This is a genomic window from Aeromonas sp. 97A (genome assembly GCF_051919185.1).
GTDB lineage: Bacteria > Pseudomonadota > Gammaproteobacteria > Enterobacterales > Aeromonadaceae > Aeromonas > Aeromonas veronii.
This window is the reverse complement of sequence record NZ_JBQBFF010000001.1, coordinates 241,567-263,109: the sequence shown is the minus strand read 5'-3', so window position 1 is coordinate 263,109 and position 21,543 is coordinate 241,567. Positions and strand designations below refer to the sequence as shown.

Genomic DNA, 21,543 nt, shown 5'->3' with positions numbered 1-21,543 from the left:
CAGCCGGCGAGAATAACGTGACACAAATCACAATTCAACTTTTTCAATAAAAATTAAATGAATTTTATTTCATTTAAAATCATAAAGTTATTGAGTTATAGTTTATAAACAGCTCATTTTGTTAGCATTTTCAGTAGTTCTTTTTAATAGAGTTAAAACTCCAAAAAAAGTATATGGGGGCTCATATGTGAGTCATCGAATCACCCCCATGAGACTATCACTATGTTTGGAATATTAGAGTTATAACTCCAATCCTGCCGATTTACGCGACGTTGTTGAACAGCCACTACGGCCTTGAAATCGCCTCCGGCATGCACCTTTCCAGCATCTGTCGGTTATATCGGGTGGCATAGTCAATCCGCTGCTCAAACTCCGACTCCTTACCCATCTCAATCACATCACCGAACCCTTTCAGATAACGGACTCCGCACCGGGTTCTCGCTTCTGTTTGCAATGACTCCACAACCCCCGGAGCCATACCGCCGCGCCCGCCACGCACGATGAGCCGATAATCCTGAGCAGCAAGACTTTCATCTATTGCCTCGGTCAGTGATGCGGCCACAACAGGCGCTGCGCAGATATATAGAAACAGCAAACTGACGGCTAACCGTAATACCTGCGCCATCCGGCTGCCCCTCCCATCAGGAGGATCACGATAAGATTCACTGCACCACCACCACCGCCGCCACCCGCATTGTTGTCGGTAATGACAGTTGCACTTTCCGTAGTGGCAGACGCATTACCTCTTATCCCATTGATAGAGAAAAAAATATTATTGCTGCATGCCAGCTTCAGCCTGGCCGTGCTGGTCAACGGTGCAGGCAACACCACACTGGCCGACCCGTTATTGGCAAGCCCGCTTGCCAGCGTAGTCCAAGTAGAACCACCATTCTGTGTCAGTGCCAAATCCACGCTGGGACAATTGATAGGAGGCTGATCGGTCCCGGCAACATTCCATGTCACTAGCTGAGTGCTACCCGCCACCATGGCGCCGATCTGCGGAGCTGTGATGGCAAATGCCGCGCCGGTATTGATCACCTGAACCACCATTTCATCACTGCTCACGGCCCCCTGACCATCACGTACGGTAAGGCGGAACTGGAGATTGCGATTGGTCGCAGGCCACGCCTCTCCTTTGGCCAAGACATCCGATATCAGAGAGCTCATGGCGGGCAATGTTCTACGGGGATCCGATGTTGGTGAAACAAAGCGAAACAGCGGGCGGGTTCCATCATCCACCATGGTTGCCACGCTGTAGGATGCATTGCCAAGATCAACCTGCTCCCAGGTGTAACTGAGGGGATGACCATCCAGATCCAGCGCACTACCGACAAGAGTGAAAGGCGTATTGGCGGGGAGCACCCTATCGCCCCCCGCATCCACAACCGGCGCGTTATTGGCAAGCGCCAGGTCGGTGCCGCAGGAGGGCAGAGAGGCCATCAGAGCCCGCATCTGCTCGATCGACTTGCTGTGAAAGAAAGGTGTGCTGTTAACCTGCAGATTCTCCTCACCACAGATCCCGGCATAAGCCATGATGGTCGAGCCACTGCCCGGTTCCCAAGCTGAGCTAGCCTTGCGACCTGTTGCACAACTGTCGGCCATGCCATTGAAGGAGTGCTCTGCCCCCAGCTGGTGCCCCAATTCGTGGGCCACATAATCAATAAAGAATGCATCACCGATAGGCTGTGAGCCTCCGGTCATGCCCCGTGAACGGCTGAAAGGGTTGCATAAAGATCTCAGGGTCGCCACCCCGCCGCCTGATGTCGCCAGCAGATGGCCCAGATCAAAAGAAGGATTGAGCAACACCCCCTGTTGGGTCTGGTTGATTGCGATATCCTGGGTCGAGTTGGTGAAAGGATCCGTCGCAGGATCGGTGAAAATCACATTATCCGTATCAGCTGCAAGCTGAAACTCGGCCCCCACATCACGGCGATAGACTTCATTGACCCGATTAAGCAGTGTTGCAATGGCCGAGAGTGCTGCAACCTTGGTACCACCGTGATACTGGGTATATTCCCCGGTTGCCGAGATGGCGATAGTGTAGCGCTTGCGCAAATTGCCATCGACCAGCACAGCTCGCTCACGCTCGATACCATGAGGATCAATCACCTGATCCACATCCTGTCGCCGCCAGGTATCTTGCTGTTCATAAACGGCATAAGAGAAACCGTCCTGAAGCGGATCGACATAAAAAGTACGCCCCTGATGGGTAAACATACCGTGAAAACCATGTATGGTGACATCAAATCGGCCTTTATCCGCCGCCCGATCGATAGCCTTCCCACTGTAAGTATTGATAGAAGGGTAGCGCTGGGCCAACGGCTCCGGGAGCAAGGCATTGGGATGAACATCAAACTGCACCGTAGTGCCATCCGGCAATGGCAAGGTCAATACACTGGCGAGATGCCCGGGTTCAAAAGGCTTGTCAGGAACCACCACTCTGACCTTTTCAGCTCGCACATCATAGCTCCCTCCCCTTTCCAAGTTTTCATCCATGAAGGTCCACTGTGGTTCTGCTGCAACCTGAACAGACAAACTGGTGATAATCACCGCAATGCCATGCTTCATAGAGCCTCCATGCCCTACCTTGGTGACAACAAGTATGGTGCAGCCTCAATTGACAATCTGCGTGACAGACAGAAAAGAAAATTCGCACAAAATTTCTGTCACGCTGAAAAATCGTGCTACACCCGCACACCCCATCTCAGGCAAAACAGACTGATCCCATTCAACAACGGAAAAAGTGAAGGCGCCATTGGCGCCTTCACGGATAGATAGGGGGCTGAATATCCCCCCCATTTGGATTGGTTCGTTGGTGTATTACTGCTTGCCAGCGCCCGATGCTATTGGGCAATGAATCACCATACGCTGGTTATACTCGCTGGCGTAAGCGCTCAACTTGGCATGTATCTCTTGCTGACCGGGCCTTATAACATCGCCCAATCCATCCAGATAACGCTTGCCACAGCGCGCCTTGGCCTCTGCCTGCTGCTCGGCTGCAATACCGGGGGCGAACTCTCCCCGCCCGGCTATCACTATCAGGCGATAATCCTGCCTGGCGAGGTTTGCACTCAGATCCTGTTCCAGCGTACTGGCATCGGCCTGACAACCGCCGAGCATGACAAGCAGCAACAGAGGGACTCCCTTCATGTGCGCCTCCGTTGCCAGCCGAGCAGCGCCAGAGCCAGCGCCCACAATCCGATCGCCCCACCACCACCGCCGCCACCTGAAGTCGAGCCACCTTGCACCAGAGGCAATTTGAGGGGACTGATGGCAAAGAAGATATTGTCGCTGCATGCCACTTTCAGCCTGACGCTGCTGGTGAGATCGGCAGGCAACGTTACCGTTGCTGCGCCGTTATTGGGTTGTCCGGCTGCGAGCATTGTCCAGCTTGCGCCCTCATCCTGGGTCACCGAGATGTCCACCTTGCTGCAACTAATCGGCGCCACAGTTGTGCCCGCCACATCCCATGCTATGGCCTGACTGGCCCCCGGAGTGAGAGTCACCCCGTAAAACGGGTTGGTGATGCGAAATGCCGCACCGGTATTGATCACTTGCACTTTCATGTCATCACTGGCAACTCCACCCTGACCATCACGCACCGTTAGTCTGAAATTGAGATCCCGGTTGGTAGTCGGCCAGGCCTCTCCTTTGGCAAGCGTGCCGGAGAGCAGGGATGGCAAACTCGGCAGGATCCGCTCCGGCGATGCCGTGGGAGAGACAAAACGAAACAGCGGCCGGGAGCCATCGTCAATCATGGTGGCGGCACTACTCGATTCAGTACCCAGATCAATCTGCTCCCAGTTGTAGAGCAGAGAATCATTATCCAGATCTCCACCAGCCCCTTTTAACATAAAGGCCGTATTGGCAGGGATCACATAGTCCCCCCTGCAGCTGCCTGCGGGGCATTATTGCTCAACGCGAGTGTGGTTCCGCAAGTCGATACGGTCGCCATGTGCGCACGCATCTGCTCGATGGACTTGCTATGAAAATAGGGGTCGCTGTGAGTCTGGATATTCTCATCACCACAAATACCGGCATAGGCCATGATGGAGCTGCCACTACCAGGCTCATAGGCTTGACTCGCAACCCGGGTACCAGCACCGCAACTCCCGGTAGTGCCGTTGAAGGTATGATCGGCACCAAACTGGTGACCAATTTCATGAGCCACATAGTCAACGAAGAAGGCATCTCCCACCGGTGTGGGTGAACCCGACATCCCGCCAGACTTCTGATTGGTGCAGAGCACTGCCAAACCGGCCAGACCACCGCTACCGGTATTGAGTACATGGCCGATATCAAAATTACCGAGCTGCATATTGGTAAAGTAATAAGCCTGTACCCCGATATTGGTCTGCGCATCCGAATTATCATTGGCAAACAAGTCGCTGGCCGGATCGGTAAAGATCAGGTTGTCATTGCCACTGGCCAGCACGAATTCGGCGCCCACATCCCGTTGATAGACCTGATTGACGCGGTTGAGCAAGGTCGCAATCGCCGCCATGGTAAGCGCTTTGGAGCCACCGTGGTATTGGGTAAATTCTCCTGTCGCCGAAATGGCAATGACATAGCGCTTGCGAACATTGCCATCCACTTGCACCTTGCGCACCAGTTTGCTGAGCTTGGGCCCTATCACCTCATCTGCCGTCTCTTCCAATCGACTATGGGCATCCTGCTGGTAATAGACGGCGTAGCCTTCGGCATTGCGCAGCGGATCGACAAACACCATCCTGCCCTGATGGCTGAACATGGCGTGGAAACCCTGTGGCCCCAGATCGAAGCGTCCTGTCTCTATCGGATGCGCCGGGTTGTGACCCTTGAAGGTGCGGATCTGCGGATACTTGGCGGCAAGATCTGCAGGCAGCACGTCGTAGGCTTCCAGCGCAAAGGTGACCTCCCCCCCATGGGGCAGCGGCAGGGTCAGCTCACTCGCCCCGGCTTGCAGCCCGGCAAAATAGTCGAGCGGCACCTTGGCCACCCGAAACTGATTAGCCCGCACCTCATAACCTTGCTCCGCAGTCGCTCTGGCGGCTACCGTGCTCCACTCGCTGGCCATCAGGCTGGTTGACCCCAACAAACTGGCCACCAACAAGGCCAACGAACACTTACTGGTCACAGGCATCTTTGTCATCCTTGTAGTCATGCACTTTTTTGAACCATTACCGGCATCATTATCCCGCCGAATCAAAAAGCCCGGCGCCACTGTTTCAGCCACTCACCCATGGGGAGTGTTGCGCCAACCCCATCTAACCCCTATCATTGCGCGGATTTGTCAATTTTAGAACTGTCCCTCTTCACAAAGGTGCGGTTCATCTTTATCTGGCCAAGGTTAATCTCATGCTCAAATCCCCACTGTTGCCCCGTTTCGGGGATCTGGTCGTTGCCATTGTTGACGATGTGCTCGGTCAGGGTCTTACCCTCGACCGCGCTTATGCCCGTCACTTCTCCGGCATCGAACTCAAACCGCAAGAACAGGCAAGGATTGCCCTGGTCACCGGCGACCTGCTGCGCCGTCTCAGCCTTTATTGTTTCCTCACCGGCATTCAGGTCCGTCAGGCCGAAAAGAATGTCTGGCCGCTGCTGCACAGCTGGCATGCCTTCCACAAAATTGCCCAGCCCAACCACCCGACCCTGGATCGCTTCAATGAAGAGGCATTCCGCCGCCGTCTGACCGAGGCGAAGAAGAACCCGGTATTGATGGATGGTTGCCCGAGCTGGCTGGAGAAACTGGGTAGCGAGCAGCTGGGTGAAGCCTGGCCTGCCGAGCGTGCCGCCCTGGCCTGGATGCCCAAGCGATACCTGCGGGTCAACACCCTCAAGTGCACCCGTGATGAACTGCAAGCCATGCTGGCCAAAGAGCAGGTCACCACCATTCCGGTTGAAGGTGTGGAGACTGCCCTGCAGGTCACCTCTGACGCCGCCCTGTTCCGTACCAAGGCCTTTGCCGATGGTTGCTTCGAACAGCAGGACGCAGGCTCCCAGCTGGTTGCTGCCGCTTTGGAAGTTGCCCCAGGCATGCGCGTTATCGACGCCTGCGCCGGTGCCGGTGGCAAGACCCTGCATATCGCCGCCATGATGCAAGGCAAAGGCCGTTTGCTGGCAATGGATGTGGAAGAGTGGAAGCTGGAGAACCTCAAGCAGCGAGCTCGTCGCGCCGGTGCCCACAACGTGGAGACCCGGGTCATCACCAGCAGCAAGACCGTCAAGCGCCTCAAAGAAAGCGCCGACCGCGTACTGCTGGACGTGCCCTGCTCCGGTCTGGGCGTCCTCAAGCGCAATCCGGATGCCAAGTGGCGTGATACCGCCGAGCGTCTGCCGGTGCTGGTCGCGCTGCAAGAAGAGATCCTGCAGCGTTACAGCCAGATGGTGAAAGTCGGCGGCCTGCTGGTCTATGCAACCTGCTCCATCCTGCCCGAGGAGAACCGCCAGCAGGTGGACAAGTTCCTCGCCGCCAACGAAAACTTCCGTCTACGTGACGATCACACCGTGAGCCCGTCCGAGACCGGCTTCGACGGTTTCTACATGGCACGTATCGAACGGATCGCCTGATCTGCCCGATGACCATATAGACAAAAGCGGCTGCCATTGGCAGCCGCTCTTTTTTGGCTTGCTGACACACTCCCGATGGGGGTTACAGCGCAGCAATCGCCTCTATCTCGATCTTCACATCCTTCGGCAAGCGGGCCACCTCCACGCAGGAGCGCGCCGGATACATGGCATCGTGCTCGGTGAAGAAGTCGTTGTAGACCCGGTTGACCGCAGCAAAGTCGTTCAGATCCGAGACAAACACCGTGGTCTTGAAGATATTGCGCACTTCACCGCCCGCCGCCTCGACAATCGCCTTGACGTTTTGCAGGGAGCGCAGGGTTTGCGCTTCGATACCCTCTGCAATGTCACCGCTCACCGGGTCCAGTGGGATCTGACCGGAGGTGTAGAGGATGTTGCCAATCCGGGTGGCCTGCACATAGGGGCCGATGGCGCCCGGCGCCGCTTTGGTAGTGATAACCTGTCGCATCTGTTACTTCCTCGTGCTGACAAACAAAAAGTAGGCCCGGAGCAAGCTTGCTCACCCCGGGCATGAGAGTTACATCATGTTGGTGAAGGTTCTGGAGATGACGTCCTGCTGCTGCTCGCGGGTCAGGGCGTTGAAGCGCACCGCATAACCGGAGACCCGGATGGTCAGGCTGGGGTACTTGTCCGGATTGTCGATGGCATCCAGCAGCATCTCGCGGTTCATCACGTTGACGTTGAGGTGCTGACCCCCTTCCACATCCCGCTCATGATGGAAGTAGCCATCCATCAGCCCCACCAGATTGCTCTCGCGATTGGCTGGCTCCTTGCCGAGCGCCCCCGGCACGATGGAGAAGGTGTAGGAGATCCCGTCCTTGGCGTATTTGAACGGCAGCTTGGCCACCGAGGCGAGCGAAGCGACCGCCCCATTGCGATCCCGACCGTGCATCGGGTTGGCTCCCGGTGCAAACGGGGCACCGGCACGGCGGCCATCCGGGGTGTTGCCAGTCTTCTGGCCATAGACCACGTTGGAGGTGATGGTCAGGATCGACTGAGTTGGCACCGCATTGCGGTAGGTCGGCAGCGCCTGGATTTTCTTCATGAAGCGCTCGACCAGATCGCAGGCGATGGAGTCGGCCCGCTCGTCGTTGTTGCCGTACTGGGGATACTCCCCCTCAATCACGAAATCGACCGCCAGCCCGTCAGCATCGCGCACCGGCTTGACCCTGGCGTACTTGATGGCCGCCAGCGAATCGACCGCCACCGACAGACCGGCAATGCCGCAGGCCATGGTGCGATAGACGTCGCGATCGTGCAGCGCCATCAGCGAGGCCTCATAGCTGTACTTGTCGTGCATGTAGTGAATAAGGTTGAGCGCGCTGATGTACTGCACCGCCAACCAATCCATAAAGCTGTCGAGGCTGGCCATGACGGTGTCGTATTCCAGCACCTCGTCCATGATGGGGGCCACTTTCGGGCCAACCTGGATCTTCAGCTTCTCGTCAACGCCACCGTTGATGCAATAGAGCAGGGTTTTGGCGAGGTTGGCGCGGGCACCAAAGAACTGCATCTGCTTGCCGATCACCATCGGGCTCACGCAGCAGGCGATGGCGTAGTCATCGCTCTCGAAATCGGTGCGCATCAGGTCATCATTCTCATACTGCAGGGATGAGGTATCGATGGAGACGCGGGCCGCATAGGTCTTGAAGGCACGTGGCAACCCTTCCGCCCAGAGGATGGTGAGGTTAGGCTCGGGCGCCGGCCCCATGGTCTTGAGGGTATGGAGATAACGGAAGGAGTTCCTGGTCACCAGGGTGCGACCATCCAGCCCCATGCCGCCGATCACCTCGGTGGCCCAGATGGGATCGCCGGAGAAGAGGGAGTCAAACTCGGGAGTACGCAGGAAGCGCACCATGCGGATCTTCATGATGAAGTGATCGACCAGCTCCTGGGCATCCTGCTCGTTGATAAGCCCCGCCTTCAGATCCCGCTCGATATAGATGTCGAGGAAGGTAGCGGTACGACCGAGGGACATGGCCCCACCATTTTGCGACTTCACCGCCGCCAGATAAGCAAAGTAGAGCCACTGCACCGCCTGCTGGGCAGTGCGTGCCGGCCCGGAGATGTCAAAGCCATAGCTGGCCGCCATCTGCTTGATCTGCACCAGTGCCCGCTTGTGCTCGGCCAGCTCCTCGCGCTGGCGGATCACCTGCTCCAGCTGCTCTCCCCGCTCGAGAGCCGGTTGCAGATCGGCAAACTGCAGCTCCCGTTCACGGATTAGATAATCTATGCCATAGAGCGCCACCCGACGATAATCTCCGATAATGCGACCACGGCCGTAACCATCCGGCAAACCGGTCAATACCCCTGATTTTCGGCAGCGCAACATCTCGGGAGAGTAGACGTCGAACACCCCCTGATTGTGGGTTTTACGCAATTCGCTGAAGGTGTATTCAAATTCGGGATCCATCTCCCGGCCATATGCTTCAAAAGAGCTTCTGATCATATTTACGCCGCCAAACGGGTGCAGCGCTCTTTTAAGGGGCTTGTCGGTTTGCAGGCCAACGATTTTTTCCAGCCCCTGCTCGATATAACCCGGCCCGTGGGCGGTGATTGTGGTGGCAATATTGGTATCAAAATCAACAGGCGCGTGGGTGGCATTCTCGATGCGGATCCCCTCCATCACCTTGTTCCACAGGGTGGTGGTCGCTTCGGTCGCATCAGCTAAAAACTGTTCGTCACCTTCATAGGGGGTGTAGTTCTGCTGGATAAAATCACGGACGTTGATCTCGTGCTTCCAGTTTTCACCGGCAAACCCTTGCCATGCCTGACGGAATTTATCCTGATCCAATTGCATATCAACTTTCATCAAATAAACCTCATTCACTACTCATGACACTACAGTGGAAGATGTCAGACGCACTCGGCCTGACGAACCTGCTGCCCCAGACGAATGGCATCCAGCGCGATCATTTTCTCTTCATTGGTGGGAATAACCGCCGCCAGCACCATGGACTCTGCCGCCGAAATTACCCGGCAGCCCTCGCTATTGGGACGCTGGTTAAACGGCTCGCTGATCGCTACGCCAAATACCTGAAGTCGTTCGCATACCAGCTTTCTGATAAAGGCCGAGTTCTCGCCAATACCGCCGGTGAAAATAACGGCATCCAGCCGGCGCAATGAGGTGGCATGGCCACCGATATGGCGGGCAATACGATGGACAAAAGCGTGAATGGCCAATTTCGCCCCGGGATGTCCTTCGTGATAGGCAGCTTCCAATACCCGCATATCGGAGGAGAGCCCCGAAATACCCAGCAGACCGGACTGCTTATTCAATATCCGCTCGATATCCTCGATGGATTGCCCGGTCTTGCTGGCGATATAGGCCAGCGCGCCAAAATCGATATCGCCGCTTCGGCTGCCCATGATCAACCCCTCCAGCGGCGTCATCCCCATCGAGGTATCGACGCTCTTGCCATCCTGCACCGCGCAAATAGAGGCGCCATTGCCCAGATGGGCGATGACCAGACCGGCATGCAGCTCATCCAGCCCCATAAATACGCAGGCCTGCTCGGCCACATAGCGATGGGAGGTGCCATGGAAGCCATAGCGGCGCACGCCGTAATCCTGCAAATATTGGTAAGGCAGCCCATAGATATAAGCTTCCGGCTTCAGGGTCTGGTGAAAACCGGTATCAAATACCGCAATTTGTGGCCGGTTGGGAAATAGCTGGCGGGCGGCCATCACGCCACTTAAATTGGCGTGATTGTGCAGGGGGGCCAAGGGTGACACCTGCTTTATTTTGGCCAATACATGTTCATCAATGATCACGGCTTCGCTAAATTCACTACCACCATGAGCAATTCGATGACCCACCAGTGCAATGGCATCCAGCAGATCCCTTTTTTTCAATTCCTCCGCGATGGCAGCCAATGCACAGGTGTGGTTATTTTCAGCTAATGACATTGCAGGCTCTTTACCCACTTGCAATTGGGGATGGGCCGTCTCAATACCATCCGCTATACCGTAGATCACCACCTCACAGGATTGACTATCCAGTACCGAGAATTTGACCGACGAAGAGCCGCAATTGATAACCAGAACCAACGAATCAAACTTCATTACATCGCCTCGATATTTATGATGTCGAGTCACTGCAGTCAGAACATATTTACCACTGAGTGTGGTGGCCAAATCACGGATAGCCTTGCCCTGGGCCCACATAATTGTGGCCAACCAAGAACAGGTTATTGCGCACTTCTGACTGCGCCATGCAGACCCCGCCAGGGGGGCCTGAATGGCTGATGACTTGCAGAAAAGGTTTTCAGAACAGCTTGGAAACTATATTCAGGATGGTCAGCACACCGATGATGGTGACAAACAGGTTGCTGGCCTGACCTTTATATTTTGCCAGTGCCGGTGTCTTGCTCACCGCATACATCGGCAGCAGACAGAGCAGGGAAGCGATGATTGGCGCCCCCATTGCCTCAATCAGGTCGAGGATGTTGGGGTTCACATAAGCGACCAGCCAGGTCGAACCCATGATGAACAACATACTGACCATATTGAGTTTTTTACTGGAAACCTTGCTTTTGTCGCCCTGATAGCCAAAGCGGAGGATAAGACCATTCAACCCTTCCAGCGTCCCCAGATAGTGGCCGAAGAAGGATTTGAAGATGGCAACCAGCGCAATGATGGACGCCGCATACTCCAGAGTGGTGGCAAACGCAGACTTGCTGCCCGTCATTGAGGAGAAGTGGTTGGCCAGATAGGAGAGCACCGGAATATTCTGGGCTTTGGCTTCCGCCATATTTTGCGGTGACAGGGTAAAGAGGCAGCTGAAGGCAAAGAACATCACCACGGCCACCATCAGCATGCTGGCACCGGAGATAATCTTCGAGCAGCGCTTTTCGGTAAAATCACGACCGAACTCCTGCTCATACTCTTCCCGTTTGGAGACAATGAAAGAGGAGACAATCGGCGAGAAGTTGAAGGAGAAGACCATGATGGAGATCCCCAGCCAGACGGTAACCAGAATACCATCGTGACCAAACATCGATATCTCGCTCAGATTGACCTGATCAAAGACGGCACTGTTCCAGTACGGGACGAGGGAGAGAGAGATAACGATCAGACTGGCAATAAAGGGAAAGACCAGATAGCTCATCACCTTGACCATCAGATCTTTACCGAAGTAGATCACGAATGCCATCAACATCAACAATGCCAGTGCAACCACACCTCGATTAAGCGGAACCAACTGTAGTTGATGCTCCCAAAATGCCATAAAGGTATTGGTGATCGTCACACCATATATCCACAGCAGTGGGCAGATGGCAAAGAAATAGAGGAAGGTAATTACCACTCCACCCATCTTGCCAAAATGTTCTTCAACGGTCTCGGTAATATTTGCCGATGGATTACTGCCAGAAAGACATAATCTGGCCAACGCCCTGTGGCAATAAAATGCAATGGGGTAAGCCAGCACCAGCATGATTAATATTGGGATCAGGCCACCATATCCGGCCCGGATTGGAAAGAACAAGACCCCCGCCCCGATAGCAGTACCGAACAGACCTAATCCCCATGTGGTATCCGATTTACGCCATGCACGCGTATTCTCTTTACTGCCGGTTACAACACTGTCTAATATCATGACTGCATTCCTTACAGGCTAAATTGACGAATATTGTTCTGTTCGATAATTTCGGCGATCCGGGTCAGATCAATATTGCCACCCGAAATAATGCTGACGGTCTTTTTACCTTCGACATAATGTTTCAGCTTGCCACTGAGCAGCGCTGCCGAGGCCAGAGCTCCCGCCCCTTCGGTAATCACCTTGTTGCGCTGAATAAGGTCAACCATGCTATGACGAATATCATCCTCGGTGACCAGTACAATATCATCCACCAATTGTTTGACGATTTCGAAGGTCAGTGAACCGGGTCTTGCCACATCACAGCCATCGGCCAGCGTGCTGCTGGTTCTGTGATTGGTCATGGTACCGGCATAGAAAGAGGCCGCCATACCGTGCACATTCTCGGATTGCACACCAATCACCTTGATGGTCGGATTAATAGATTTGATAGCCATGGCAACACCGGCAATCAAACCACCGCCACCGATCGGTACTATGATGTTATCGACATCATACAAATCTTCGATAATTTCCAGGCCAATGGTGCCCTGGCCGGCAATCACTTTTGCATCGTCGAAGGGGGGGATAAATACGCGGCCTTCCATCTCCACGATTTCGCTGACTTTGGCAATGGTGTCATTGAAGCTATTTCCATGAAGGATCACTTTGGCTGAATAGTCACTGGTTGCAGCAATTTTTGATTTGGGGGCACAGCAAGGCATGACCACCTTGGCATCAATTCCCAACATAGCACTGGAGAGTGATACACCTTGGGCATGATTGCCCGCCGAGCAGGCGACAACACCTTTTTGTCGGTCTTCCAGACTTAATGAACTGAGTTTGTTGAAGGCACCACGAATTTTAAAAGAGCCTGTACGTTGCATGTTTTCAAGCTTGAGGTAAACCTCGCCATGGCAACGTTCGCTGATGTAGTTAGAGGGTAGTTGCGCGGTCTGTATATATGATTGGTCAGTCTTTTTTTGGCTTCAGTAATATCATGAAGACCAATGGGCAGATTGCTATACATCTTCATCGCAAATCTCTTTTTATTTATTAATTTGTAGGGTTTTATTTCACAGGGCGAAGCGATACTAGGTTCTATCACTTGCAATTAATGTGAGCATAAACACAAAAAAATCTACAAAGAGACTGCGTTACAGTGAAATTATCAAAAAATGTGATGGCAGCAACACTTGAATCCAAATGGATTAAAAAAAGTAATCATATATTGGCAAACAATATAATTAACAACTCCAAAACAAAGCCGTAAGGATTAGATTTTTCAGGGCAATTGCGTTGCTTTTTGCAACCGGCAATCAGTTGCTTGCCTGCCAGAACCGGGACAATAAAAAAGGGAGCCTATAAGGCTCCCTCTCGACAACACAGAACCGATTACTCGGCTGCAGCATCATCTTTCTTGTACTTGGCAGCAGTCTCTTTGATCAGAGCCTGCAACTCGCCAGCCTGGAACATCTCGATCATGATGTCACAGCCACCGATCAGCTCACCTTCAACCCACAGTTGGGGGAAGGTCGGCCAGTTGGCGAATTTTGGCAATTCGGCGCGGATATCCGGATTTTGCAGGATATCAACGTATGCAAACGGCTCGCCGCAGGACATCAGAGCCTGGGAGGCCTGGGCAGAGAAGCCACAGCTGGGTAGCTTGGGGGAGCCCTTCATGTAGATGATGATGGGGTTGTCAGCCAGCTGCTGCTTAATCTTTTCAATAGTTTCCATAGGTGCCTCACTAGAGCGATTTCGGCGGCCATTCTACTGCAATCTTGCCCGAGCACAAACTGACAAAGGGGTGACCCGGCTCGAATTGTGCAAAGAACCCACACAGGATTGATCGCGATCATGGCGCCAATCAAGAGTTGTTAGGCCATCTTTGATACTGCTACAATCCCTTGGCTTTGGGCTACCCAGCCCCATCATTTTAAAAACAACTCTTTTCACATATAGAAAAGAGTACGCAATGTCTTGCAACCGTCGCCTTCGCACGGTCCAGCCAATGGAGAGTAGAAAATGGCATTCGAACTTCCCGCTCTGCCCTATGCAATCAACGCTCTGGAACCGCACATCTCCCAGGAAACTCTGGAATATCACCACGGCAAGCACCACAACACCTACGTGGTCAACCTGAACAATCTGGTGCCGGGTACCGAGTTTGAAGGCAAGTCTCTGGAAGAGATCATCAAGACCTCCAACGGCGGCATCTTCAACAACGCCGCCCAGATCTGGAACCACACCTTCTACTGGCACTGCCTCTCCCCGAATGGCGGTGGCGAGCCGACTGGCGCCCTGGCTGATGCCATCAACAAGGCATTCGGCTCCTTCGCCGAGTTCAAAGATGCCTTCACCAAATCAGCCATCGGCAACTTCGGTTCCAGCTGGACTTGGCTGGTGAAGAAAGCTGACGGCACTCTGGCTATCGTTAACACCTCCAACGCCGGCTGCCCGCTGACTGAAGCCGGTACCACCCCGCTGCTGACCGTTGACCTGTGGGAGCACGCCTACTACATCGACTTCCGCAACCTGCGTCCGAAGTACATGGAAACCTTCTGGGCTCTGGTTAACTGGGAATTCGTGGCCAAGAATCTGGCTGCCTAATCAGCCTCGCTTGCCAAAACGCCCCGCACTGCGGGGCGTTTTTTTATCTCGAGATGGCTGCGTAAATGAATAAGGCGCCCGCAGGCGCCTTTTACATATCGAGATGACCCGCTTACTGGTCCAGCTCGTCCATGTATTCATCCAGATTGGCATCGTCGGCCTGCTCTTGCTGAGACGCTTTCAGCTCGGTCTGCTTGCCCGTCACCTTGCCCTGGTTATATTGCAGGTAGAAGTCCTTGGTCAGCGCATAAGGATCGAGGGAGTTGTCGATGATCCGCTCCTGATCGATCAGCTTGGCGCGTGTGCCCAAGCCATCCAGTGCCCAGTGTGCAACCTTCATCGGGAAGGTTAACAGGGCATAGGGGAAGTAGAAGCTGTCAATCGCATCGCCAACCAGCTCCCGGGTGGTAGTCGGGCCGTAGACAGGCACCATGATGTAGGCACCATTACCGATATCGGCCCTGCCCAGCACTGTGTCCATTTCCAGCTTGTTACGCTCGAGGCCGGCATGTTTGGCCACATCAAAGATACCCAGCAGACCGACCGTGGTGTTGAGGGTAAAGCGCCCCAGGTTGGAGCCCGCCCCCTTCAAATCACCGGTGATCAGATGGTTCACCATGCTGCTTGGCTCATCAAAGTTGGCAACAAAGTTGGCAATGCCATCCTTTACCCCTACCGGAATGTAGCGGGCATAGGCATGTACCACAGGACGTGCCACATAGGGTTCCAGCACATCATAGTTGACCGCCCACATGGCCCGGTTGGCCCCTTGGAAGGGATCGCGCGGATCGGCCGCCGTACTGGTGGCACCCGGATTATTCATGCCGGGATTGAGATCCAGACTCTCTGGGCCAGGCTTGGGTGGGCCACCGGCACAGCCAGCCAGCAAGAGGGCTGCCAGTATGGCCCCTGAACGAAGATACATATGATTGTCCTGACGTTTTATTTTGATTTATCAGAAGTATAGATAACCCGGCCCCTACCCAGGGGCCGGGTTATCCAAAGGCATATTAGAGGGCGTGATCGATGCGGATGTCAATCGGAGCGGCAGGGATCTCGGCCGTCTTGACCGGCACGGATACCCCTTCGAAGGCTCCTTCCTTGTTCATCACATTGCCACCGCGCGAGAGACGTGCCTTGAACTGCAGCTCCGGATAGGCCGCCAGTTTGCTGCCTTCCATCATGGCATCGCCATCCCCGAGTGACAGGGTAACAGGCAAGGTTGGCCCTGCGATACGCTTCACGGCGATGGGCATAGGCGGCCCGTTGGGCACCACGGCAAAGACGAAGAGATGGGCATCTTCCGGCATCTGAATGCCCGCCGCCAACGTGACGTGGATGGGGAATTCCCCCTCCTTCACCGCCAGCGGTTGTCCCTCAACTGCGCCCGCTTTGGCTGCGCCTGAATTCGTCACCTCGATGCCGCGCTGCTTGAGCTGCGCGCGGGCATACTCCATGGAGCGCTCGACCATCACGTAACGGGGGGTACCTTTCTCCATCAGTGGCAACATCGCCTGCCAGCGAGCCAGCGCGGTCTGGAAGTCCTCTTTTTGCAGCGCCATAAAGGCATAGACAGAGCGCGCCTCGATATTGTCCGGATCCTGCGCGATAGCAGCCTGCAACAGGGCATCCGCTTGCGCCTCATCCCCCGTCATCATCAGCGCCTGCGCATAAGGCACCGCCACCAGCGACTTCTGGGGAGCCAGCGTGTAGGCCCGCTCCAGCGCCTCGCTGGCCATTTCAGGATCATTGCCATCCAGCGCCAAACGTCCCAGCAGCAGCCAGCCGCGGTAGTCGTTCGGTTCATCCTTGAGGCGTGTACGCAGTGCCAGCGTGAAATCCAGCAGATCCTGCTCGGTCACCTGGGCATCGCGTTCCACCAGAATGCGGTTGCTCAGCTCGCCAAGACGGCTGCTGGCATCTTGCCAGCGACTCACCTCTTGCCAGGAGCCCAACTTGTAGTAGAGCCCCAGACTCACCACCAACAGCACCAGTACACCCGGGATCCAGATCAGACTCTTGCCACTGCGGGCAGTCTGCTCCACATCGGGAATATCATCCAAGAGACTTCGTTGCAGCTCGACCAGCGAGTCAGACTCCTCAGCCAGGACACCCTGCTCGCGCTCTTCGCCAATCTCCAGCAGCCGCTGGCGATAGAGCTGTTTGTTGAGCGCCGAGCGACTGATGCTCTGTTTGCCTTCACCACGCCACAGCGGCACGACGAGCGCCAGACTCACCAGCACCAGCAAGCCCGCAATCACTATCCAAAAAGCGGTCATTGTTTCTCTTCCTCTTTGAGCAGCTCGGCCAGTCGGCGCTGCTCCTCCTCGCTCAAGGCGTTATCCAGTTGTTTTTTCACCGCAGGGGGCCGGCGACTGCGCATCACGACCACGGCGCCACCGATCAGGATCACCAGCAGCGGGCCGAGCCAGAGGATCAGGGTGGAGGCCATCAGGGGCGGGTTATAGAGGATAAAGTTGCCGTAGCGGGCCACCATGTAATCCACTATCTCCTCTTTATCCTTGCCCTCGCGCACCATCTGGTAGGTCTTGTCGCGCAAGTCCTTGGCCAGCCCCGCATTGGAGTCGGCGATATCCTGGTTCTGGCACTTGGGGCAACGCAGCTCCTTGGTCAGTTCGCGAAAGACCTGCTCCTGATTGTCGTTGTCGAAGGTGTAGACATCGATAGCGGCCATGGCCGGCGCTTGCACCACCCATCCCAGCAACAGCAGCAGGGAAGCAATAAATACTCTCATCAAGACTCCCCTCACTTCATGGCATCAAAGATGGGTTTGAGGGTCGACACCCAGTTCTCGGGGTTGATATCCCCCACGTGGCGATACCGGATGATCCCCTTGCTGTCGATAAAGAAGGTCTCCGGCGCGCCGTATACCCCGAGATCCAGCCCCAGCATGCCGTCCGGATCATAGAGGTTGACCTGATAGGGGTTGCCCAGCTCAGCCAGCCATTTGATCGCCTTGTCGCGCTCATCCTTGTAGTTCATGCCGATGATGGGAATACCCTGCCCTGCCAGCTGTTTGAGGTAGGTGTGCTCGCCGTAGCAGGTGGGGCACCAGGTGGCCCAGACGTTGAGCAACATGGGGCGACCGGTCAGGATACTGCGATCGTGCTGTTTGTTCAGATCGTAAATGTCCTGCAAAGTAAACACCGGCACCTCTTTGCCCACCATCACGGACTCAAGCTTGGTGGGATCGGAGTAGAGCCCTTTGAACAGGAACACCGCCCCCAGCAAAAAGACGATAAAGGGGATTAAAAACAACCAGGTCTTTTTGTTCATGCCTTGGCCTCCTCCTCACGACGGCCGAAACGGTAACGCTTGTCGAGCATCGCCAGCACGCCACCGATGGCCATAAAGACGCCGCCAAACCAGATCCAGCGCACGAACGGCTTGTAGTAGATCCGCACCGCCCAGGCTCCGTTGTCGAGCTGTTCCCCCAGCGCCGCATAGAGATCGCGGGTGATACCGGCATCGATGGCCGCTTCGGTCATCGGCATCCGGCTCACCTTGTACATCCGCTTCTCGGGCTTGAGCAGGGCGACCTGCTTGCCATTGTGGTGCACTTCCAGCACGCCCTTGAAGCCATCGTAGTTGGGGCCGTTCTTCTCCTTGATCCCGGCAAAGACGAACTCGTAATCGGCAAAGTGCACCCGATCACCCGCCTGCATCCGCAGATCCTTCTCGATGCTGTAATTCTGGGTGCAGGCGATACCTATTATGCTGACTGCCAGCCCCACATGGCCGAGGATCATGGCCCAGTGGCTGTTGCCAAGCTTGCGCACACCGACTTCAAAGCTGTGCTTGTGGGTAGCCCGCGCCCAGGTCTCCTGCACGCTGGTGACGATGATCCAGGCGCCCAGACCAATCCCTACCGCCGCCCACGGCTTGAAGGTTTCGGCAAAGAGCAGCGGCAACAGCAAGGCTGCGGCCAGACTCAGCACCAGTGCCACGACCACCTTGCTTTTGAGTTCCCCCAGCTCCTGACGACGCCAGCGAAACAGCGGGCCAATCCCCAGCAGCAGGGCAAACGGGATGATCAGCCAGCTGTAGATGTGGTTGAAGAAGGGAGTACCGATAGAGATGCTCCCCAGCCCCAGCTCCTTGTGCACCAGCGGCAGCAAGGTACCGAGCAGCACGGTCAGCAGACCCGCCACCAGCATGATGTTGTTGCAAAGCAGCAGGGTCTCGCGGCTCCACAGCTCGTGTTTGCCGTGGCTCTTCACCTGCGAGCCTTTGAAGGCAAACAGCAGCAAGGATGAGCCGATCACCGCCAGCAGGAAGCCGAGAATAAACAGACCGCGGGTCGGATCGGAGGCAAACGCATGCACCGACACCAACACGCCGGAGCGTACCAGGAAGGTACCCAGCAGGCTCAGCGAGAAGGCAGAGAGGGCCAGCAGCACGGTCCACGCCTTGAAGGTGGCGCGCTTCTCGCTCACCGCCAGCGAGTGCAGCAGAGCGGTACCCGCCAGCCAGGGCATAAACGAGGCGTTTTCTACCGGATCCCAGAACCACCAGCCGCCCCAACCGAGCTCGTAGTAGGCCCACCAAGAGCCGAGCACTATGCCCAGGGTCAGGAATACCCAGGCAGCCATGGTCCAGGGGCGCGACCAGCGAGCCCAGGTCGCATCGAGACGGCAGGTCATCAGCGAAGCAATGGCAAAGGCAAACGCCACCGAGAAACCCACATAACCCATGTAGAGCATCGGCGGATGGAAGATAAGACCCGGATCCTGCAGCAGCGGATTGAGGTCACGACCATCTACCGGGAAATAGGGCAAAGTGCGGGTGAAGGGATCAGAGGTGAACAGCACGAACGCGGTGAAACCGACCGAGATCAGCCCCAACACGCCGAGCACCCGGGCCACCGCATCGAGCGGCAGACGGCGGCTGAACATGGCTACCGCCGCAGTCCAGCCACCCAGGGTCAGTACCCACAGCAGCAGGGAACCTTCGTGGGCCCCCCACACCGCCGAGATACGATAGGCGAGCGGCAGCAGGCTGTTGGAGTTAGTGGCCACATACTGCACGGTAAAGTCGTTATCGATAAAGGCCCAGGTCAGGCAGAGAAACGACAGCAGCAGCAACAAAAACTGGGCATAGGCGAGCGGACGGGCCGCCGACATCATGCCAAGACGCCCCCAACTGGCGCCCAGTAGTGGGTAGCTCCCCAGCAGCAGGGCGGTGGCAAAGGCCAGGATCAGCGCAAACTGACCTAATTCCGGGATCATGAAGGCATTCCTTTCAATTGAACGGTGACAACAGCCGCACCACGCACGGCAGGCAAAGCGAAAAAGGCAAACACCAGAGGGATCACTGCTTGGCTCCCTTCAACTGCGCCTCGGTATACTCCGGCTTGAAGTGCATGCCGTTGGTGGCATCGGCCACTTCCGGCGGCATGTAGTTCTCATCGTGCTTGGCCAACACCTCGAACGCCTCTACGGTCGTGGCATCCTTGAGGGTGCCCTGGGCAACAATCCCCTGCCCTTCACGGAACAGATCCGGCAGGATGCCGTCAAACTCGACCTTCACCAGATGACCGCCGTTATCCACCAGCTTGAAGGCAACCTTGAGGCTCTGGGGATCCCGCTGCACCGACCCCGGCACGACCAACCCACCGATGCGCAGGCGCTGCCCCTCTTCCGGCTTGATCTTGTCCGGCCCCTTCCCCTCCACCAGCTCGCTCGGGGTATAGAAGAGGTCGATATTCTGACTGAGGGCGTAGAGCACCAGCCCGCTGACGGTCGCCAGACCCAGGGTGATGGCGAGAATGATGGTGAGGCGTTTTTTGCGTCTCGGATTCATAGGGTGTTCTCCATCTGCTGGGCCGCCTTGCGACGGGCCTCACGCGCCTGCTTGCTGCGCAACTCACCGAGCAGGCTGCGGGTTTTCATGCGGGTAGAAATGATGATGCCGACCAGACACACCAACGTCAGGCCAAAAGAGAGCCAGACATAGAAGGCGTAACCGCCCATCGCCATAAAATCACTGAAAGAGGCAAAGTACATGCTTACTTCTCCTGCTCTGCAATCTCTTTGACCCAGGGGCGATGCCACTCCCGCATCAGGAGTTCATTACGAAAACGCATCAGGGTCAGGGCCCCGAGAAACGCGGCAAACGCCAGGATCATGATCAGCAGCGGCCAGAGCATCTCGGGTGAAATGGAGGGTTTGTCAAATTTGGTGATGGTGGCCCCCTGATGCAAGGTGTTCCACCACTCCACCGAGTAGTGAATGATGGGCAGGTTGATCACCCCAACCAGTGCCAGAATGCCGGCCGCACGGCCAGCGACCACCTTGTCGCTGAAGGCGTTGTAGAGGGCAATGACCCCCAGATAGAGGAACAGCAGAATAAGCTCGGAGGTCAACCGTGCGTCCCAGACCCACCAGGTGCCCCACATGGGCTTGCCCCAGGCGGCACCGGTAAAGAGGGCGATAAAGGTGAACACGGCGCCGACCGGCGCAATGGCCGCCACCGTCATATCCGCCATCCGCAGTTGCCACACCAGACCGATAAAGGCAGCCACCGCCATGGTGGAGTAGGCCCCCATGGAGAGAATGGCGGATGGCACATGGATATAGATGATCCGGAAGGAATCCCCCTGCTGGTAATCCGCAGGCGCAAACGCCAATCCCCAGACGGTCCCTATCACAAACGAGAGCAGACTAATCACCGCAAACCAGGGCAACAGCGTGCCTGCCAGCTGATAGGCACGCTCCGGTTTGGCATAAGGGTGCAACCATTTCCACATAGCTCACAAAACCTTT

Annotated in this window: 19 protein-coding genes and 1 pseudogene; 2 read left to right on the top strand and 18 right to left on the bottom strand. The window is 55.8% G+C overall.

Annotated elements, in window-relative coordinates:
* Nucleotides 1-286: 286 nt before the first annotated feature.
* From ACTG27_RS01265 to ACTG27_RS01250, 4 genes and pseudogenes are all read right to left on the bottom strand, one after another.
* Nucleotides 287-625, bottom strand: coding sequence for a hypothetical protein (locus tag ACTG27_RS01265; protein WP_159144118.1), 339 nt, complete (start codon nucleotides 623-625; stop codon nucleotides 287-289).
* Nucleotides 604-2,568, bottom strand: a complete 1,965-nt coding sequence (locus ACTG27_RS01260; protein WP_439978949.1) for a reprolysin-like metallopeptidase — start codon at nucleotides 2,566-2,568, stop codon at nucleotides 604-606. Before ACTG27_RS01260 ends, ACTG27_RS01265 begins: the two co-directional genes overlap by 22 nt.
* A gap of 252 nt (nucleotides 2,569-2,820) precedes the next feature.
* Nucleotides 2,821-3,150, bottom strand: a complete 330-nt coding sequence (locus ACTG27_RS01255; protein WP_110302507.1) for a hypothetical protein — start codon at nucleotides 3,148-3,150, stop codon at nucleotides 2,821-2,823.
* Nucleotides 3,147-5,122: pseudogene (locus tag ACTG27_RS01250) on the bottom strand (reprolysin-like metallopeptidase). Before ACTG27_RS01250 ends, ACTG27_RS01255 begins: the two are co-directional and overlap by 4 nt.
* Nucleotides 5,123-5,337: 215 nt before the next feature.
* Between ACTG27_RS01250 and ACTG27_RS01245 the strand changes: the two are divergent.
* The gene (locus ACTG27_RS01245; protein ID WP_047434271.1) at nucleotides 5,338-6,549 is read left to right on the top strand and encodes an RsmB/NOP family class I SAM-dependent RNA methyltransferase; all 1,212 of its coding nucleotides are present in this window, start codon (nucleotides 5,338-5,340) and stop codon (nucleotides 6,547-6,549) included.
* An 82-nt stretch (nucleotides 6,550-6,631) separates the two neighbouring features.
* Here the strand turns inward: ACTG27_RS01245 and ACTG27_RS01240 are convergent, their stop codons facing one another.
* The 6 genes from ACTG27_RS01240 to ACTG27_RS01215 all read right to left on the bottom strand — a co-directional run bounded on the left by ACTG27_RS01240 (nucleotide 6,632) and on the right by ACTG27_RS01215 (nucleotide 13,885).
* Nucleotides 6,632-7,015 carry a RidA family protein gene (locus tag ACTG27_RS01240; protein ID WP_005353645.1) on the bottom strand — a complete coding sequence of 128 codons (384 nt, stop codon included), beginning with the start codon at nucleotides 7,013-7,015 and terminating at the stop codon, nucleotides 6,632-6,634.
* Nucleotides 7,016-7,084: 69 nt separating this feature from the next.
* Nucleotides 7,085-9,379: a formate C-acetyltransferase gene (gene pflB, locus ACTG27_RS01235; protein ID WP_439978947.1), complete on the bottom strand. Its 2,295-nt coding sequence runs from the start codon at nucleotides 9,377-9,379 to the stop codon at nucleotides 7,085-7,087.
* Nucleotides 9,380-9,423: 44 nt separating this feature from the next.
* Nucleotides 9,424-10,704, bottom strand: a complete 1,281-nt coding sequence (gene tdcD / locus ACTG27_RS01230; RefSeq protein WP_439978946.1) for a propionate kinase — start codon at nucleotides 10,702-10,704, stop codon at nucleotides 9,424-9,426.
* A 130-nt stretch (nucleotides 10,705-10,834) separates the two neighbouring features.
* Nucleotides 10,835-12,166 carry a threonine/serine transporter TdcC gene (gene tdcC / locus ACTG27_RS01225; RefSeq protein WP_019444738.1) on the bottom strand — a complete coding sequence of 444 codons (1,332 nt, stop codon included), beginning with the start codon at nucleotides 12,164-12,166 and terminating at the stop codon, nucleotides 10,835-10,837.
* A gap of 11 nt (nucleotides 12,167-12,177) precedes the next feature.
* Nucleotides 12,178-13,077, bottom strand: a complete 900-nt coding sequence (gene tdcB / locus ACTG27_RS01220) for a bifunctional threonine ammonia-lyase/L-serine ammonia-lyase TdcB (RefSeq protein WP_439980478.1) — start codon at nucleotides 13,075-13,077, stop codon at nucleotides 12,178-12,180.
* A gap of 463 nt (nucleotides 13,078-13,540) precedes the next feature.
* Nucleotides 13,541-13,885, bottom strand: a complete 345-nt coding sequence (locus tag ACTG27_RS01215; protein ID WP_005353650.1) for a Grx4 family monothiol glutaredoxin — start codon at nucleotides 13,883-13,885, stop codon at nucleotides 13,541-13,543.
* Between the two features lie 288 nt (nucleotides 13,886-14,173).
* Here ACTG27_RS01215 and sodB point away from each other — a divergent pair, with 288 nt between their 5' ends.
* A complete protein-coding gene (gene sodB / locus ACTG27_RS01210; RefSeq protein WP_069555634.1) occupies nucleotides 14,174-14,758 on the top strand; it encodes a superoxide dismutase [Fe] in 585 nt (194 codons plus the stop codon).
* 112 nt (nucleotides 14,759-14,870) lie between these two features.
* On the opposite strand, the gene ACTG27_RS01205 is transcribed toward sodB, so the two are convergent.
* The 8 genes from ACTG27_RS01205 to ACTG27_RS01170 all read right to left on the bottom strand — a co-directional run bounded on the left by ACTG27_RS01205 (nucleotide 14,871) and on the right by ACTG27_RS01170 (nucleotide 21,527).
* Complete coding sequence (locus ACTG27_RS01205; protein WP_439978945.1) at nucleotides 14,871-15,683, bottom strand: MlaA family lipoprotein; 813 nt, start codon at nucleotides 15,681-15,683, stop codon at nucleotides 14,871-14,873.
* Nucleotides 15,684-15,768: 85 nt separating this feature from the next.
* Nucleotides 15,769-17,037 carry a c-type cytochrome biogenesis protein CcmI gene (gene ccmI, locus ACTG27_RS01200; RefSeq protein ID WP_019444735.1) on the bottom strand — a complete coding sequence of 423 codons (1,269 nt, stop codon included), beginning with the start codon at nucleotides 17,035-17,037 and terminating at the stop codon, nucleotides 15,769-15,771.
* On the bottom strand, nucleotides 17,034-17,513 hold the full coding sequence (locus ACTG27_RS01195; protein WP_017788562.1) for a cytochrome c-type biogenesis protein: 480 nt from the start codon (nucleotides 17,511-17,513) through the stop codon (nucleotides 17,034-17,036). Before ACTG27_RS01195 ends, ccmI begins: the two co-directional genes overlap by 4 nt.
* An 11-nt stretch (nucleotides 17,514-17,524) precedes the next feature.
* Nucleotides 17,525-18,055: a DsbE family thiol:disulfide interchange protein gene (locus tag ACTG27_RS01190; protein WP_005334683.1), complete on the bottom strand. Its 531-nt coding sequence runs from the start codon at nucleotides 18,053-18,055 to the stop codon at nucleotides 17,525-17,527.
* The gene (locus tag ACTG27_RS01185) at nucleotides 18,052-20,007 is read right to left on the bottom strand and encodes a heme lyase CcmF/NrfE family subunit (protein WP_439978944.1); all 1,956 of its coding nucleotides are present in this window, start codon (nucleotides 20,005-20,007) and stop codon (nucleotides 18,052-18,054) included. The genes ACTG27_RS01190 and ACTG27_RS01185 overlap by 4 nt, the downstream gene beginning before the upstream one ends.
* A gap of 82 nt (nucleotides 20,008-20,089) precedes the next feature.
* Nucleotides 20,090-20,581, bottom strand: coding sequence for a cytochrome c maturation protein CcmE (gene ccmE, locus ACTG27_RS01180; RefSeq protein WP_005334685.1), 492 nt, complete (start codon nucleotides 20,579-20,581; stop codon nucleotides 20,090-20,092).
* Complete coding sequence (gene ccmD / locus ACTG27_RS01175) at nucleotides 20,578-20,784, bottom strand: heme exporter protein CcmD (protein ID WP_120415658.1); 207 nt, start codon at nucleotides 20,782-20,784, stop codon at nucleotides 20,578-20,580. The genes ccmE and ccmD overlap by 4 nt, the downstream gene beginning before the upstream one ends.
* A gap of 2 nt (nucleotides 20,785-20,786) precedes the next feature.
* A complete protein-coding gene (locus tag ACTG27_RS01170; protein ID WP_005334687.1) occupies nucleotides 20,787-21,527 on the bottom strand; it encodes a heme ABC transporter permease in 741 nt (246 codons plus the stop codon).
* Between the last annotated feature and the right edge of the window lie 16 nt (nucleotides 21,528-21,543).

What these genes read in the sequence shown, in the direction of transcription:
- ACTG27_RS01245 (WP_047434271.1), top strand. Translation starts at nt 5,338, where the DNA reads ATGCTCAAATCCCCACTGTTGCCCCGTTTCGGGGATCTGGTCGTTGCC.
- ACTG27_RS01170 (WP_005334687.1), bottom strand. Translation starts at nt 21,527, where the DNA reads ATGTGGAAATGGTTGCACCCTTATGCCAAACCGGAGCGTGCCTATCAG.
- ACTG27_RS01240 (WP_005353645.1), bottom strand. Translation starts at nt 7,015, where the DNA reads ATGCGACAGGTTATCACTACCAAAGCGGCGCCGGGCGCCATCGGCCCC.
- ccmI (WP_019444735.1), bottom strand. Translation starts at nt 17,037, where the DNA reads ATGACCGCTTTTTGGATAGTGATTGCGGGCTTGCTGGTGCTGGTGAGT.
- ACTG27_RS01185 (WP_439978944.1), bottom strand. Translation starts at nt 20,007, where the DNA reads ATGATCCCGGAATTAGGTCAGTTTGCGCTGATCCTGGCCTTTGCCACC.
- ACTG27_RS01190 (WP_005334683.1), bottom strand. Translation starts at nt 18,055, where the DNA reads ATGAACAAAAAGACCTGGTTGTTTTTAATCCCCTTTATCGTCTTTTTG.
- ccmE (WP_005334685.1), bottom strand. Translation starts at nt 20,581, where the DNA reads ATGAATCCGAGACGCAAAAAACGCCTCACCATCATTCTCGCCATCACC.
- ACTG27_RS01255 (WP_110302507.1), bottom strand. Translation starts at nt 3,150, where the DNA reads ATGAAGGGAGTCCCTCTGTTGCTGCTTGTCATGCTCGGCGGTTGTCAG.
- ACTG27_RS01195 (WP_017788562.1), bottom strand. Translation starts at nt 17,513, where the DNA reads ATGAGAGTATTTATTGCTTCCCTGCTGCTGTTGCTGGGATGGGTGGTG.
- sodB (WP_069555634.1), top strand. Translation starts at nt 14,174, where the DNA reads ATGGCATTCGAACTTCCCGCTCTGCCCTATGCAATCAACGCTCTGGAA.
- tdcC (WP_019444738.1), bottom strand. Translation starts at nt 12,166, where the DNA reads ATGATATTAGACAGTGTTGTAACCGGCAGTAAAGAGAATACGCGTGCA.
- ccmD (WP_120415658.1), bottom strand. Translation starts at nt 20,784, where the DNA reads ATGTACTTTGCCTCTTTCAGTGATTTTATGGCGATGGGCGGTTACGCC.
- pflB (WP_439978947.1), bottom strand. Translation starts at nt 9,379, where the DNA reads ATGAAAGTTGATATGCAATTGGATCAGGATAAATTCCGTCAGGCATGG.
- ACTG27_RS01260 (WP_439978949.1), bottom strand. Translation starts at nt 2,568, where the DNA reads ATGAAGCATGGCATTGCGGTGATTATCACCAGTTTGTCTGTTCAGGTT.
- ACTG27_RS01205 (WP_439978945.1), bottom strand. Translation starts at nt 15,683, where the DNA reads ATGTATCTTCGTTCAGGGGCCATACTGGCAGCCCTCTTGCTGGCTGGC.
- ACTG27_RS01265 (WP_159144118.1), bottom strand. Translation starts at nt 625, where the DNA reads ATGGCGCAGGTATTACGGTTAGCCGTCAGTTTGCTGTTTCTATATATC.
- ACTG27_RS01215 (WP_005353650.1), bottom strand. Translation starts at nt 13,885, where the DNA reads ATGGAAACTATTGAAAAGATTAAGCAGCAGCTGGCTGACAACCCCATC.